We start from the raw sequence: 14,087 nt of genomic DNA, 5'->3' as shown, positions 1-14,087 counted from the left end.
AGTTCCCGGAACCTACCCACCCACCTCCGTCGTTCCGTACCGTACGGGGCGACGGAGGAGGGTGATCGGCATGGCGGGGCTGCGCCTGGGACCACTGCTGAGATATATCGACGACTCGTCCGCGACCGTCTGGGTCGAGGCGAGCCGTCCGTGCACCGCCGAGGTGCGGTGCCCGGGCGGCGCCGGCGGCACGGCCCGCACCTTCCAGATCGCCGGGCACCACTACGCGATCGTGCCGGTGAGCGGGCTCGCGCCGGCCACCGACACCTCGTACGAGGTGCTCCTCGACGGCACGCCCGTCTGGCCGCTGCCCGACTCACCCTTCCCGCCGTCCGTCATCCGTACCCCGGACGGGGGCACGGTCCGTGTCGCCTTCGGCTCCTGCCGCTGGGCCGCGCCGGCCGAGGACGAGAAGGACACCGTCGGCCCCGACGCCCTGGACACACTGGCCACCCGCATCGCCGCCGCACCCGAGGGCGAACGCCCGGATGTGCTCCTGCTGCTCGGCGACCAGGTGTACGCGGACGAGACCTCCCAGGCCACGCAGCACTGGCTCGCCGCCCGCCGGGACCTCGCCGAGCCCCCCTGGAAGCAGGTCGCGGACTACGAGGAGTACACCCACCTCTACGACGAATCGTGGCTCGACCCCGAGATCCGCTGGCTGCTGTCCACCGTCCCCAGCTGCATGATCTTCGACGACCACGACATCGTCGACGACTGGAACACCAGCGCCGCCTGGCTCGCCGAGATGCGCGCGACCCCGTGGTGGCGCGAGCGCCTGATGGGCGGCCTCATGTCGTACTGGGTCTACCAGCACCTGGGCAATCTCTCCCCGGCGGAACTGGCCGACGACCCCCTGTACGCCGCCGTCCGCGCCACCCCGGACGGCACGGACGTACTGCGCGCCTACTCCGCCCAGGCCGACGCCGACCCCGCCTCGGTCCGCTGGAGCTACCGCCGCGACTTCGGCCGCGTACGCGTGCTGATGCTGGACACCCGGGCGGCCCGGGTCCTCGACGAACAGAACCGCTCGATGCTCGACCCCGGAGAGGCCCGGTGGCTGCGGGAGCAGGCGTGCGCGGATCCCGGCTCGTACGACCACCTCCTCATCGGCACCTCCCTGCCCTGGCTGCTCCCCCACCTCGTGCACGACGCCGAGACGTGGAACGCCGCGCTGTGCCGTGGAAACCGGGGCGCACGCTGGACCCGCTTCGGCGAACGCCTGCGCAGACGGGCCGACCTGGAGCACTGGGCGGCCTTCCCTGAGTCGTTCGAGGCGCTGGCGGCGGTGATCGCCGAGGTGGGAGCGGGGGCGGACGCACCGGCGACCGTGTGCGTACTGTCGGGCGACGTCCATCACGCGTACGTCGCCGAGCCCACCTGGCCCGGGCCGGGGCCCGACGCCCGTGTGCTCCAGCTGACCTGCTCCCCCGTGCACAACTCCGTCCCGCTGTCCATCAGACTCGGCTTCCGCTTCGGCTGGAGCGGCCTCGGCCGGATCCTGGGGCGCCGTCTGGTCCGCCACGGCCGCTGGGAGCACACCGCCCTCGGTTGGCGCAAGACGGGCGGCCCCTGGTTCGGCAATCAGCTCATGATGCTGACCCTGCGCGGCCGTTCGGCATCACTGCGGCTCGAACAGGCGCGGGCCGACCGGAACGGGGGCGCCCGCCTGGACGCGGTCACGGAGTCCGTACTCACCGAATGAACGGCGCACAATTTCACCGGACTCATCACACAACCCACCCATTTTCCGCAGCTGTTGCCCGTGATGCTCGTGACGCATCCCACACCGGCACGGTCATCCAGGTCCGAGGCTCGGCTCCCGCTGAGCACGACGGCATGATGAGGCGGACCGTCCGCTTCCAGTGGGCGGTCTGCTGCCTTGCGCCCCACTCGCCCGGGAGTCACCCTTTTGTCTTCAGCGACCGTGTCATCCGTGCCGGTCTCCGTCGCCCTCGTCGGCGCGGGACCGCGCGGAACGAGCGTCCTGGAACGCCTCTGCGCCTCCGCACCGGAGCTCCTCGCGCCCGGCGTGCGCCTGACGGTCCACGTGGTCGACCCCGCGCCACCGGGCCCCGGCCGCGTCTGGCGTACCGCGCAGTCCCCTGAGCTGCTGATGAACACGGTCGCCTGCCAGGTCACCCTGTTCACCGACGAGAGCGTGGAGTGCGCGGGGCCGATCCGCCCGGGACCGAGCCTGTACGAGTGGGCGAGTGGCGGCGGCATCGGTGCCGGTGTCGGTGTCGGCGAGGAGCTGGGGCCCGACGACTATCCGACCCGCGCCCAGTACGGCCGCTATCTGGAGTGGGTGTTCGCCGAGGCGGTGCGCGGCGCGCCGCCCGCCGTGCGGGTCGAGGTGCATCCGGCCCGGGCGGTGCGCCTCGACGACGCCCCCGACGGCCGCCAGACGCTCACGCTCGCCACGGGCCGCACCCTGGAGGGCCTCGCGGCGGTGGTCCTGGCGCAGGGCCACCTGCCCACGGTCGCCGACCCGGCGGCGCGGCGTCTCGCCGCGCAGGCGGCCCGGCACGGACTGCGCCACATCCCGCCCGCCAACCCGGCCGACGTCGACCTCTCCCCTCTCGCCCCCGGCGAACCGGTCCTGCTGCGCGGCCTCGGCCTCAACTTCTTCGACCACATGGCCCTGCTGACGACGGCCCGCGGCGGCCGGTACGAGCGGACGGCGCGAGGGCTGGTCTACCGGCCCTCCGGCCGCGAACCGAAGCTCTACGCCGGCTCCCGGCGCGGCATTCCGTATCAGGCCCGCGGCGACAACGCGAAGGGCCCCTACGGCCGCCACCGCCCACTCCTCCTCACCGACGAGGTGATGGCCCGCTTTCGCAAACGCGCGGACTCCGGCGAGGCCCCGGACTTCCTGGCCGAGATATGGCCGCTGGTGGCGAAGGAGGTCGAAACGGTCTACTACGAGTGTCTGTTGAACCGCCGCGACCGCCTTCCGGAGCACCCGGCCTCCCCTCCGGACCGCCCGGCCTTCCGGGACCGTTTCCTCGCCGCCGCCCTCGGCAGCCCCGAGGAGAGCGCGGTCCTCGACGAGTTCGGCGTCCGGGGCGCCGACCGCTGGTCCTGGGACCGCATCTCCCGTCCGTATACGGGCCACACCTTCGACGGCCCCGCCGCATGGCGGAGTTGGCTGCTCGCCCGGTTGCGCGAGGACGCCGAGCAGGCCGCGCTCGGCAATGTCGAAGGACCCCTCAAGGCGGCCCTCGACGTGCTGCGCGACCTGCGCAACGAGCTCCGGCTGATCGTGGACCACGGCGGCCTGTCGGGCGCCTCGCGCCGGGACCACCTGGACCGCTGGTACACCCCGCTGAACGCCTTCCTCTCCATCGGCCCGCCCCGCCGCCGCATCGAGGAGATGACCGCCCTGATCGAGGCGGGCGTCCTGGACGTACTGGGCCCCCGCCTGGAGGTGCGCGCCGAGGACGGGGCGTGGGTGGCCCGCTCCCCCGACGTCCCCGGCTCGGCCGTGCGGGCCATCACACTCGTCGAGGCCCGCCTGCCGGAACCGGACCTGCGGCGCACCGCCGACGAACTGCTGGCCGGACTGCTGAAGACGGGCCGCTGCCGCCCCCACACCGTCGATGGTTACGAAACCGGGGGCCTCGACGTAACACCGCGCCCCTATCGTCTGATTGATCGTCAAGGCGCCGTGCACGCAAGGCGGTTCGCGTTCGGGGTGCCGACGGAAGGCGTCCACTGGGTGACCGCGGCGGGGGCCCGTCCAGGTGTGGATTCGGTCACGCTTTCGGACGCCGATGCGATGGCGCGAGCGGTTCTACGTGCGGCTGCGTCCGTGGCGGGACCGGAAACGGAACCGGACCCATGGCTGAATGTTGAACTTGCAAGCATTGATTAGGTACGCCTAACGTGGGTGCCTCGCTCGGTTTCCGTCCCCAAGACCGGTCCGTTCGCGGACCGAAACCAGACCGAAGGAGTTCCCCCACATGACCGGACGCCTCAACAGCGCCCAGCCCTTCGCCATCGGCCTGTTCCGCATCGTCGTCGGCCTGCTCTTCGCCTGCCACGGAGCCGCCTCGCTCTTCGGCGTCCTCGGCGGCGCCATGGGCAGCAACGGCGGCACCATCCCCGCCGGCACCTGGCCCGGCTGGTACGCGGCCGTCATCCAGCTGGTCGGCGGCTCCCTGGTGGCGCTCGGCCTCGGCACCCGTGCCGCCGCGTTCATCTCGTCGGGCTCGATGGCGTACGCGTACTTCGACGTCCACCAGTCCGCGGCCCTGTGGCCGATCCAGAACGGCGGCGAACTGTCGGCCCTGTTCTCCTGGTCGTTCCTGCTGCTGGTCTTCACCGGCTCCGGCGCCTTCGGCCTCGACCGGCTCCTCGCCGGCCGCTCGGCCGCGGCCGAGGAGAGCAAGCCGGCCTCGGAGCCCGTCGCCGCCTGACCGGACACCGGCACCCGCACGCACCCGCACTTGCACAACCGATCCGGCGGCACCCACGCAGCCGCGCATCCGGTCCACAGCCCGACGGCGCCCACACCTTCCTACGAAGATGTGGGCGCCGTTCGGTGAAGCGTGCGTGAACGACGCATGCGCCCCCCGTGGATCTCCTGTCACACCCCCCGCGTACGCTGTATGGCTGTCACAAGCCGCCCTGCCGCTCCCCCGCGACGTAGCGGCACGGTCGGGTCCACGGGGGAGTAGACGGGGGAGTTCTTCGGTGCTTGAAAGTGTGGGGTCGCTGACCGGCAGCCCTTGGATCTACGCCGTCGTGGCCGCATCGGTCCTCCTCGACGTCTTCCTGCCGGTCCTGCCGAGCGGCGTCCTGGTCATCACGGCGGCGACGGCGGCAGCGGCGGGCTCGGCCACGAAGGCGGTGCCGCACGACGCGCCCGACATCCTGGCGCTCACCCTCTGCGCGGTCACCGCGTCGGTGGCCGGCGACCTGGTCGCGTACCGCCTGGCCTGGCGCGGCGGCGACCGCCTGGACCGCGCCATCGCCCGCTCCCGCCGTCTGAGCAGCGCGCAGGAACGTCTCGGCGCGGCGCTCTCGCGGGGCGGCGGCACCCTGGTGGTGCTGGCCCGCTTCGCCCCCGCGGGACGCTCGGTCGTCTCCCTGGGCGCGGGCGCCGCCCACCGCCGTGTCCGCGAGTTCCTGCCCTGGTCGGTCCTGGCGAGTGTCAGCTGGGCCGTGTACAGCGTCGCCCTGGGCTATTTCGGCGGGCAGTGGCTGGGTGCCACCTGGCTCGCGACGGGCGTGTCCGTGGCAGCGCTGTTCGGGGCGGGCGCGGGCGCGGCGTACTTCATGCGCCGCCCGGCGTTGCAGGAGTAGCGGCGGGAGTACGGGCGCCACCCCGTACCTCCAGGCCCCCGAGCAGGTCGGCGGTGGCCACGGCGATCGCCTCCACCGCGTGCTCGAACACCTCACGGTTGTGCGCGGCGGGCGCGCGGAAGCCGGACACCTTGCGCACGTACTGGAGCGCGGCGGCCCGGATCTCCTCCTCGGTGGCCTCTTCGGGGAGTACGGGCGGACGGAGCGTCTTGATACTGCGGCACATGCGTCCAGTCTCGCGCGAACCGCACGGGAATACCCGCGCTCTCGCACCGGATTGTGCAGAGCATGACCACAGTGGAGATCCTCTATGTCGGCGGCCCCACGGCCGTTGTCGAACTCGGCGGCGTACGCCTGTTGACGGACCCGACGTTCGACGCCCCCGGCGAGTACCCCGTCGGCTCGCGGAAGCTGGTGAAGACGGCGGGCCCCGCGCTGCCGCCGACGGACCTCGCCCCGGTCGACGCCGTCCTCCTCTCGCACGACCAGCACCCCGACAACCTCGACGGCGCGGGCCGTGCGTACCTCACCGAGGCCCCCTGACGCTGTCCACCGCCTCGGCGTACGAGCGCATCGGCGCGCCCGTACGCGCCCTGCCCTCATGGGAGCACATCGAGCTGCCCCGCCCCGACGGCGGTGTGCTGCGCGTGACCGCCGTGCCCGCGCTGCACGGCCCCGAGGGCTCCGAGCCGATCGTGGGCGAGGTCACCGGTTTCGTCCTGTCCGGCGAAGGGCTGCCCACGGTGTACGTCAGCGGCGACAACGCCTCCCTCGACGTGGTCCGGGCGATCGCCGGCCGGCTCGGCCCGTTCGACGTGGCCGTGCTCTTCGCGGGCGCCGCCCGCACCCCGCTGGTGCCGGACGCGCCGCTGACCCTCACCAGTGAGGCGGCCGCGCGGGCCGCGGAGATCCTCGGCGCCCGCCATGTCGTGCCGCTCCACTTCGAGCACTGGGGCCACTTCACCCAGGACGGTGCCACGCTCACGAAGGCGTTCGCTCAGGCGGGGCTGACGGAGCGGCTGCACCTGCTGGAGCCGGGCGGTTCGGTACGGCTCTGACGGACGAGGCACCGGCGTCTCCCGAAGTACGGGATGGGCTTCTCCGAGGATTGACTGGATCGACTGAGGATTGACTGGCGTCCCGACCCGTGGTGATCATCGCCGGGGCCTCCGTGCGGAGGCCCCGGCGAGAAGATGGGGGAATCATGACGAACAGCGAACTCACGGTGGCGGTACTGGGCCCGGGCGGTGTCGGGGGGCTGCTCGCCGCGCTGCTGGCACGCTCCGGGCACCGCGTGATCTGCCTGGCCGGCGACGACACCGCGCGGGCGCTGCGCGAGCACGGCATCCAGGTGCGCAGCCGGCAGTTCGGCGAGTTCACGGCACGGGTCGAGGCGGACACGGAACTGCGCGAGCCGGTCGACGCGGTGCTGGTCGCGGTGAAGCACACGGCGCTGGAGGCCGCCCTGGAGCGCGTACCGGCGAAGGCGCTGGGAGACGGTGCCGAGGCCGGCCTGGTCGTACCGCTGCTGAACGGCGTCGAGCATCCGGCCGCGCTGCGCGCCCGCTACGGCGGCGAGCACGTGGCGCCGGCCGTCATCCGTGTCGAGTCGACGCGCGTGGCGCCCGGGGTGATCGAGCACAGCAGTCCGTTCGCCGAGGTCGATCTGACCGGCGCGAGCGTGCCCCGTGAGCGCTTGGACCGGCTGGCCGGGGCCCTGGAGTCGGCGGGGCTGCGGGTGCGCGTGTCGGCCGACGGGAACGACGAGGCGGCCACGCTGTGGGCGAAGATGTCGTTCCTGACGCCGTTCGCCCTGCTCACGACCCGGTACGGGGTGCCCCTCGGCGAGGTCCGCACGCACCACCGCGAGGAGTTGGTGGCGTTGACCGAGGAGATCACGGCGGTGAGCCGGGCATGCGGATCCCCGGCCGACGCGGCGGCGGCCCTGGCCCGCTACGACGCCTTCCCGCCGGAGACCAGGTCGTCGATGCAGCGCGACGCGGAGGCGGGCCGCCCGCTGGAACTGGACGCGATCGGCGGGGCGTTGCTGCGGGCGGCGGAGCAGCACGGGGTGGCGGTACCGGTGGCGGCACGGCTGATCCGGGAGGTGGGAGACGGGGTGCGCTGAGCCGCGCCCCCTCCCGGCACCCGCGCACCCGGCCCCCGACACCCGTTCGTGTGAAGTGGGCAAAGGAGCTCGCATCCAAAAATCGAACAGGCGTACCATTACCGGGTGGCTGAGACCTATGACTTCCCGAGTGACCTCCGCGCCGGTCAGGAGGAGTTGCACCAGGTCCGGGCCGAGCTTCTGGCCCTGCTGAAGCGACTTCCCTGGTCGGTGGAACAGCTGGACGGATTCAGCGACACCAACGGCTGGCGCAAGGTGGAGCGCCCCGCCTCGCCGGACTGGACCGAGGACGAACAGGCCGAGGTGGAGAAGCTCCGGCAGCGCGAACGGGAACTCGCGGTCTTCGTGACCTGCCACCGCTTCTGGGCGGAGATCGCACCGGAGAAGAAGGTCGACGCCCGGATGAAACTGAAGCACGCCCGCTAGCAAGCCCCAGCGAAAAGACCAAGGCCCGGGCCCCCGGATTCACACCGGCGACCTGGGCCTTGTTCACGTCCTGAGACCGCCTGAGACTGCCTGAGACTGGTGGACGCGGACGGTTTCGAACCGCCGGCATCCGCCTTGTGAGGGCGGACGTGGTCGGCGGCTTCGTTACCCGGGTCAGTTACGCCGGAGCGCTTGGAAGGCGCTGGGCGGGATCACCGGCGCATGCCCTCTGACCTCGCGTTCTTCGGCTGACGACTGCGGACGTACGGCGCCTTCGACACGCATTCGGCAGAAGGACGGACGACGTGTGTCGGCTGAAGCCACACGCCCGGGGTATCCGCCTGAACATGCTTGCTCTGATTGCCTACCGCTCGTACCACGGCGCAACGACCGTGTGGGCCTTCGTCGTTGCCATCCTCATCGTGCTGGTGGCGGGTTGGTACCTCCGACGCCGAAGGTAGTCGCGACACCCGCAGATCTGCGTCCGCGGGTCCGGCAGGCCGCTATGGACGGTTGATCGGGATCTCGTAGACGATCTCGCAGTGAGCGGCGGGCACCACGATGTCCGCACGATCAGGTCGTGCGGTCCGAGCAACATGTCCGCCCGGTAGTGGCCCTTCAACTGTTGCTGGAAGTACGTGATGAGCGCGGGGTCGACATGGTGCGGCGCCACGGGGCCTGTCACCAGGGCGGCGGCGGTGACGGACACGAAGGCACGGCGTTTCACTTCGCCCTCTTCATGGCGCTCGGGACGGATCCACCCCGGCGGCGTGGTGAACCCCAGATCTTCGGGCCCGCGGCCGAGCGCGTCATGGATGACGATCGCGGTCTCCTCCGACGGCCAGCCGGGGCGTTCGCCTTCCCTGCGTCGCCACGTGCGCGCCGACACCGGCCTCGGCGATTCGGCGCGGCTCGTGCAGGATGCGGCAGGAAACAGGCTCTTCGCCTGCCGCTCCTGCCGCCGGTCGTACGGTCGTATGACCTCGTACCGATCGGCCACTGCGGGGCCAGCAAATGGACCGCGGTCGACCAAAGCCACCTTGGAGCCATCAAAGTCGCGCTTCGCTTGCCTTGGGTGGCAAGCCGGGCGCGGTGTTCCATGTGTCGCGTCGACTACCCGTGGATGTTCTGCTCCCGCCTCGCAACCCGCCGCTGGCGGCGGACTGTAAAAGTAAGTGCGGCGACTAGAGCGGCGAACCACACCGTTATTTCAATGGCACCGAATTGGGATCCCAGGAGGAACAGGATGCCGAAGAAGATGGCCAGGATAACGACGATAGGGCCGATGAGCGACTTCATGTTTTCTCCTCTATACGCCGCTGCCGGCAATCTTCGTCTTGCCGGTACCAAACACCTGGACCTTGGCCCAAGGGTGAAGAATTGCGTAACAGCCATACTTGAATACGCATAGCTTAATTTCGCGCTTCATCTGCGACGTGGCGGACGACGCGGGGGTATATGACTTCGTGTTCACGATGCGCTTGGGTGCGATCTCCACGTCAACACTGGTGTTGGTGATGTCGTCGGAACGATCGCGCCAACCACGAACCTTACCGCCGCCGTAGTTGAAGCTGGCGTATGTGTGGTACTTGAATATAACGGTATGACTGTAGGCGCGGTGAGTATGCGTGATGTGGGTCACCTTCCACGTGCCCCCAGTGATGCCGGGGGCGACCGCGCTGCCCTGCGGGGCGACCTCGGTCTCGGCCGGCGTCGTTACCTCAGTAGACGGGTCACTGGGCGTCGCGGTCGAGGGGGGCATGACCTCGGCCAGCTGCTCAGGAGTCATAGGGGCCCCATTGGCGGGGGAGACGGCTTGACCGTTGGCGTTGATGACGGCCTCCGTCGTGGTGATCTCCTCCGGCGCAGTGGGGTCCGGGACTGAGGCAGCCAGGGCCGGGACCGACTTGATAACTGCGACATCCGCCGGCGTCTGAGTGCCGTCGGCGTGGTGCTGGAGTGCGATCCGGATCTGCTCGTCCGTCGGTGTCGCAGCCTGGGCGGAGGGTGCGATTGCAGTTACCATGGCAGATGCCGCAATGAATGTGCCAGCGATCGAGAAGAGCTTCGTCCGCTGTTTGAGCGTGGACAACTTGGTCCCCCATTGTTTGGTCGTGAAAGCTGACAGTGCTTGACAGCGAGGCATCCTCCCCATGCGCTTTGGCCGCCTTCGCCTTGTCACTGTCGATGTACGGACAGTATGGAGCTGTGAAGCTGAAGTAAATGCTTTCAGTGGTTTGTTGAGGATCTTCTGAGCTTCATGGAGTCAGAGGTCTCTACGTCAGCGATGGCGGCTCCGCGGACTTGCCACATCAGTGATTTCCGGAGAGTTCCTCCCCACCCCATCCCGGTGTCGAGGCGACGGAGTCCTACGGATGATTGCCACGTGATGCGCCTTTTGCACCCCTCAACCCGTGAACCGTATGGGCGTCGTCGATGCGGATGATTGATGATTCACCGAGTTGCACGGGCGTTCCTCACAATCGCTACGAGCCTGATGCTGAGGCTGCACCTGGAGGAGGTGCTTCCTATCGCGTTCCGACGGACGGCCCGGCCGGGGGAGTTGGGTCGTGACGGACGTCCGAGGGTGATCGTGTAGGTCGGCGTAGCGACTTTGGCCGGGAGCTGCTTTGGGGCGAGTGATCATGGCCCCGTAAGCTTCCGGCGAGTCGGGCAGTCTGTGGACCTGCCCGTTAAAGCACGACGTTGGGGCCATGATCTTCGAGGCTCGCCCCAAAGTGGCTGGCTAAAGTCGTGGAGCCGACCGCCCCAGCCACAGAGGGTGTCTCCCACTTCATGCCCGCAGTTCGCCAGCGCGCCGCCGGGCGCGGCCAGCCGGGGCGCAGACAGGAGGCAGGCCGCGCCGCAGAGGCGGCGCGCGCCCGCGCCGTGCGCGGGCCTTGATGAAGTAGGGAAAGTTCTATCCCGCTGGGATGAGGCGCTTGCCGTCGTGGCTCCACACGTGCGGGCCGTTGCCGTCCAAGGCGTCCGGGAGACGGATCGCGAAGACCGCGGAACACCTGGCCGAGTACGCGAGTGCCGGCCGAACCGGGCTCGTCTTCGTCGGTGCCCGTGGTGGTGTCCTGCGGCGCAACAACTTCCGGCGGATCTGGCTCCGAGCGCTCGACGCGACCGGTCTCGGTGACGTCCATTTCCACGATCTCCGGCACACCGGGAACACGCTCGCTGCCACCGGCGGCGCCACCACCCGCGAGCTGATGCACCGCATGGGCCACTCCTCCGTGCGGGCCGCGCTGATCTACCAGCACCTCGTCAACGGCCGTGACCACCAGATCGCCGACTACGTCGACGGTCAGATCAGGAAGGTGAAGCGGCCCCCGCGCGGCCCATCTGGCACGTAAGTGGCACGGCGCCGAAAAGTCGCCGAGAAAGATCAAGGCCCAGGTCCCCGGATTCACACCGGTTGACCTGGGCCTTAGTCGTGTCCTGAGACTGGTGGGCGCGGACGGTTTCGAACCGCCGACATCCGCCTTGTAAGGGCGGCGCTCTACCCCTGAGCTACGCGCCCAGGACGAGTCGACAGCCTACATTGCCCGGGGGCATGCCCTGCAAACCCGTATCGAAACCCGTACCGCCGGAGCGCGGCCGGGATACCGGGAAACGCTGCGGGAAGCACCGCGCGGAACACCCGGGCGGGGACGCCGCGCGAAACCCGGGCGCGGACACCGGGGGTTTTCCCCACCTCGGATCCGGGAGCGGCCCGGATCCCCTCGGAGGCCGCGGGTTCGTACGGTCGTAGCGCACCGGACGGTCCGGTTTTCAGGGGGAGATCTTCATGGCTGGCACAGTGCGCACCCGTCCTGCCCGAGGTACCGCACGTATCCGGCGTACCCGGGCACTCGCCGTCACCGGTGTCGTCGCCGTGCTGGTCGCCACGGCCGCCGCCTGTGGGGCCGACGCGACGGAGGACAAGGATCCGGAGCACCGGTCCTTCGCCCTCCCCGGGCGCACACTCACCGTCGACTCCGACGACTCGGCGCTCGAAGTCGTCTCGGCCGACGTCGACAAGGTCGAGGTCACCCGGTGGTTCCGCGGCAGCGTGATGGTCGGCAGGGATCCCAGGGTGACGTGGACCATGAAGGGCAACCGGCTCGTGCTGCGGATGAAGTGCTCGGGGATGGTCGCGGACTGCGCCGCGAAGCACCGGATCGAGGTGCCGCGCGGGGTCGCCGTCACCGTCGAGGACGGCGACGGGAGCGTGCGCGCGCGGGGCTTCAAGGAGGCGCTCCGCGTCAGTACGTCGGACGGTTCGGTGCGGGTGACCGACTCCACGGGGCCGCTCACGCTGCACACCGCCGACGGTTCGATCAGCGCGGCCGGCGTCGGTTCGCACCGGGTGGAGGCCGACAGCCAGGACGGTTCGATCCACCTCGAACTGGGCGTGGTGCCCGACCTGGTGAAGTCCAGGAGCCAGGACGGCTCGATCAGCATCACGCTGCCGCACGCCGCGTACCGCGTGACAACCGGCAGCGACGACGGAAGCGTGCATGTGTCCGTGCCCAGGGACGAGACCAGCTCCCATGTGGTCGACGCACACACGAAGGATGGAGCGGTCACGGTACGGACGGCAGGTTGAGGCCCCCGGCGAACCGGGCAACCGGATAGCCGGACAACCCGATAGCCGGACAACGGGTCTCGGTCTCGACCGCGAACCGACCGGCCCGTGTGTTCGTCCTCAACCGGTGGGAGAATGACACCGGGTAGGGCGGATGACAGCACGGGAGAGGGATGTGACGGCGACACCTTCACAGCCGTACACGCCGTTTGCGCCACGCGCACACCGACCAGGCGGGCCGCTCGGGCCCGGCGGTCGCTCCCGACGGATCTCGTCCGGCGCCGTCCGCGACGTGCTCACCCTCGTCGCCCTCCCCCTCGTCGCCGCTCTCGCCCTGCCCGCGGCCTTCGCCGGCGGCGGGACCCGGCGGTGGTTCGGCGGGCGGGCCGAGGGGCAGCGGGCCGAGGCCCAGGCCGCGAAGGACGCCGCCGCGGCCGCGTTCTACGAGCTCGACACCGCCCAGCGTGACCTGCGCATCTCGATAGAGACCATCACCGCCGTCGACGACTCCCCCGCCGCGCGCCGCGCGGTCTCCGACTTCGAGACGCTCGGGCGGCGGATCGACGAGGCCAGCCACCAGTACATCGAGGCCGTCGACGCACACGATCTCGACCGGGTCGACCTGGAGGCCGCCACCGCCTCGCGCGCCCGCGCCGAGCTGACCGCCGCTCGCGACGAGCTGGGCCGGGTCAAGCAGGAGCTGGATCGTTTCGAGCAGGGGCTCGGGCCGCTGCTCGGCAAGGCCGAGACCCAGCTGGCCCGGCTCGCCCCGGCCGTCGAACGCGCCCGCCAGGCCCTGCTCGCCGCGAGCAACGCGCTGGACGCCGTACGGGAGTCGGGGCTGAAGGCCGACGACCTCGCCGCCCGTCTCGCCGCCCTCGCCCCGGAGCTGACCAAGCTCAACCAGGGCGCCGGACAGCACGGTGTGCCGGGGACCCTGGAGCGCGCCGAGCGGGTCGCCCGGAACGCGGAGGCGGTACGCGCGGAGGCGGAGCGGCTGCCGGAGCGGGCCGCCGAGATCGACCACCGGCTGGTGTCCCTGCGGACCCGCGCCCAGGCGCTGACCACGCGCGCCGGGCAGGTGGATCCGATGCTGAGCGAGCTGCGGCGCCGGTTCTCGGCCGCGTGCTGGCAGGACCTCCAGCACGTGCCGGAACACACCGCGGAGAACGTACGGCAGGCCGAGCTGAAGCTGAAAGAGGCTCAGGCCGCGCGGGACGCCCAGCGCTGGCCGGACGCGACCTCGCTGCTGTCCACCGTGCGGGCACTGCTGAACAACACGGACGAGGCGGTGTCGGCGGCCGGGGACCGGCTGCGGCGGCTCAACGCCGTCGCGAAGGACCCGCAGCAGGAGATCGACCGTACGCGCTTCGCGATCCGCGACGCGCAGCGGCTGGCCATGGCGGGCCGCAACACGCCCGACCCGCGGCATGCCCGCCCCCTCGACGACTCCGTCGCCCGGCTCGACCGCGCCATCGGCACGCTGGAGGGGCGCCACCCCGACTACTGGCACTTCCTGACCGAGCTGGAGGCGGTGCGGCAGTCGGTCGCGCGGGTGGTGTCCCAGATCCGCGAGGAGCGGGGCACGGGCGGACCGTGAAGGGGGTCCGCGAGGAGGGTCCGTGAAGGGGGCGGCGTGCGTGCGCC

Annotated in this window: 12 protein-coding genes, 2 tRNA genes and 3 pseudogenes; 10 read left to right on the top strand and 7 right to left on the bottom strand. The window is 70.7% G+C overall.

Going from position 1 to position 14,087, the window contains the following annotated elements; translation table 11 throughout:
- The first annotated feature begins 70 nt into the window (after positions 1 to 70).
- The 4 genes from SAVERM_RS30040 to SAVERM_RS30025 all read left to right on the top strand — a co-directional run bounded on the left by SAVERM_RS30040 (position 71) and on the right by SAVERM_RS30025 (position 5,310).
- Positions 71 to 1,705 (top strand): alkaline phosphatase D family protein, encoded by a 1,635-nt coding sequence (locus SAVERM_RS30040; protein WP_010987228.1) that lies wholly within the window; start codon positions 71 to 73, stop codon positions 1,703 to 1,705.
- A gap of 207 nt (positions 1,706 to 1,912) precedes the next feature.
- Positions 1,913 to 3,877: an FAD/NAD(P)-binding protein gene (locus SAVERM_RS30035; RefSeq protein ID WP_010987227.1), complete on the top strand. Its 1,965-nt coding sequence runs from the start codon at positions 1,913 to 1,915 to the stop codon at positions 3,875 to 3,877.
- Positions 3,878 to 3,965: 88 nt separating this feature from the next.
- Positions 3,966 to 4,421, top strand: coding sequence for a DoxX family protein (locus tag SAVERM_RS30030; RefSeq protein ID WP_010987226.1), 456 nt, complete (start codon positions 3,966 to 3,968; stop codon positions 4,419 to 4,421).
- Positions 4,422 to 4,698: 277 nt separating this feature from the next.
- A complete protein-coding gene (locus SAVERM_RS30025; RefSeq protein ID WP_010987225.1) occupies positions 4,699 to 5,310 on the top strand; it encodes a DedA family protein in 612 nt (203 codons plus the stop codon).
- On the opposite strand, the gene SAVERM_RS30020 is transcribed toward SAVERM_RS30025, so the two are convergent.
- Positions 5,282 to 5,536, bottom strand: coding sequence for a DUF2277 domain-containing protein (locus SAVERM_RS30020; RefSeq protein ID WP_010987224.1), 255 nt, complete (start codon positions 5,534 to 5,536; stop codon positions 5,282 to 5,284). The genes SAVERM_RS30025 and SAVERM_RS30020 overlap by 29 nt on opposite strands.
- Positions 5,537 to 5,598: 62 nt before the next feature.
- Here SAVERM_RS30020 and SAVERM_RS30015 point away from each other — a divergent pair.
- The 3 genes and pseudogenes from SAVERM_RS30015 to SAVERM_RS30005 all read left to right on the top strand — a co-directional run bounded on the left by SAVERM_RS30015 (position 5,599) and on the right by SAVERM_RS30005 (position 7,864).
- Positions 5,599 to 6,368, top strand: a pseudogene (locus SAVERM_RS30015) (MBL fold metallo-hydrolase).
- A gap of 146 nt (positions 6,369 to 6,514) precedes the next feature.
- The gene (locus tag SAVERM_RS30010; RefSeq protein WP_037645553.1) at positions 6,515 to 7,438 is read left to right on the top strand and encodes a ketopantoate reductase family protein; all 924 of its coding nucleotides are present in this window, start codon (positions 6,515 to 6,517) and stop codon (positions 7,436 to 7,438) included.
- Positions 7,439 to 7,543: 105 nt separating this feature from the next.
- Complete coding sequence (locus SAVERM_RS30005) at positions 7,544 to 7,864, top strand: hypothetical protein (RefSeq protein ID WP_010987220.1); 321 nt, start codon at positions 7,544 to 7,546, stop codon at positions 7,862 to 7,864.
- A 97-nt stretch (positions 7,865 to 7,961) separates the two neighbouring features.
- Here the strand turns inward: SAVERM_RS30005 and SAVERM_RS30000 are convergent.
- The 5 genes and pseudogenes from SAVERM_RS30000 to SAVERM_RS44995 all read right to left on the bottom strand — a co-directional run.
- A tRNA-Val gene (locus tag SAVERM_RS30000) sits at positions 7,962 to 8,035 on the bottom strand.
- A 332-nt stretch (positions 8,036 to 8,367) separates the two neighbouring features.
- Positions 8,368 to 8,463, bottom strand: a pseudogene (locus SAVERM_RS45980) (GntR family transcriptional regulator); the annotation flags it as partial.
- Positions 8,464 to 8,977: 514 nt separating this feature from the next.
- Positions 8,978 to 9,163 (bottom strand): hypothetical protein, encoded by a 186-nt coding sequence (locus SAVERM_RS29990; RefSeq protein WP_037645548.1) that lies wholly within the window; start codon positions 9,161 to 9,163, stop codon positions 8,978 to 8,980.
- A gap of 10 nt (positions 9,164 to 9,173) precedes the next feature.
- Positions 9,174 to 9,956: a hypothetical protein gene (locus SAVERM_RS29985; protein WP_037645547.1), complete on the bottom strand. Its 783-nt coding sequence runs from the start codon at positions 9,954 to 9,956 to the stop codon at positions 9,174 to 9,176.
- An 828-nt stretch (positions 9,957 to 10,784) separates the two neighbouring features.
- A pseudogene (locus SAVERM_RS44995) lies at positions 10,785 to 10,874 on the bottom strand (NUDIX hydrolase); the annotation flags it as partial.
- On the opposite strand from SAVERM_RS44995, the gene SAVERM_RS29980 reads away from it, so the two are divergent.
- Positions 10,837 to 11,226 (top strand): tyrosine-type recombinase/integrase, encoded by a 390-nt coding sequence (locus SAVERM_RS29980; protein ID WP_370628374.1) that lies wholly within the window; start codon positions 10,837 to 10,839, stop codon positions 11,224 to 11,226. The pseudogene SAVERM_RS44995 and the gene SAVERM_RS29980 overlap by 38 nt on opposite strands.
- A gap of 92 nt (positions 11,227 to 11,318) precedes the next feature.
- Here the strand turns inward: SAVERM_RS29980 and SAVERM_RS29975 are convergent.
- A tRNA-Val gene (locus tag SAVERM_RS29975) sits at positions 11,319 to 11,393 on the bottom strand.
- A 267-nt stretch (positions 11,394 to 11,660) separates the two neighbouring features.
- On the opposite strand from SAVERM_RS29975, the gene SAVERM_RS29970 reads away from it, so the two are divergent.
- Positions 11,661 to 12,461 (top strand): DUF4097 family beta strand repeat-containing protein, encoded by an 801-nt coding sequence (locus tag SAVERM_RS29970; protein WP_010987216.1) that lies wholly within the window; start codon positions 11,661 to 11,663, stop codon positions 12,459 to 12,461.
- A 154-nt stretch (positions 12,462 to 12,615) separates the two neighbouring features.
- Positions 12,616 to 14,040 (top strand): hypothetical protein, encoded by a 1,425-nt coding sequence (locus tag SAVERM_RS29965; protein ID WP_010987215.1) that lies wholly within the window; start codon positions 12,616 to 12,618, stop codon positions 14,038 to 14,040.
- Positions 14,041 to 14,087: the final 47 nt, after the last annotated feature.

This window comes from Streptomyces avermitilis MA-4680 = NBRC 14893, assembly GCF_000009765.2.
Taxonomy (GTDB): Bacteria; Actinomycetota; Actinomycetes; order Streptomycetales; family Streptomycetaceae; genus Streptomyces; species Streptomyces avermitilis.
Note: the sequence above shows the minus strand (reverse complement) of the source record. Positions and strands in the feature narration are given on the sequence as shown.

Bases quoted from the DNA above. Each gene is read 5' to 3' on its own strand.
- SAVERM_RS29970 (WP_010987216.1), top strand. From the start codon at position 11,661: ATGGCTGGCACAGTGCGCACCCGTCCTGCCCGAGGTACCGCACGTATC.
- SAVERM_RS30030 (WP_010987226.1), top strand. From the start codon at position 3,966: ATGACCGGACGCCTCAACAGCGCCCAGCCCTTCGCCATCGGCCTGTTC.
- SAVERM_RS30020 (WP_010987224.1), bottom strand. From the start codon at position 5,536: ATGTGCCGCAGTATCAAGACGCTCCGTCCGCCCGTACTCCCCGAAGAG.
- SAVERM_RS29990 (WP_037645548.1), bottom strand. From the start codon at position 9,163: ATGAAGTCGCTCATCGGCCCTATCGTCGTTATCCTGGCCATCTTCTTC.
- SAVERM_RS30040 (WP_010987228.1), top strand. From the start codon at position 71: ATGGCGGGGCTGCGCCTGGGACCACTGCTGAGATATATCGACGACTCG.
- SAVERM_RS30010 (WP_037645553.1), top strand. From the start codon at position 6,515: ATGACGAACAGCGAACTCACGGTGGCGGTACTGGGCCCGGGCGGTGTC.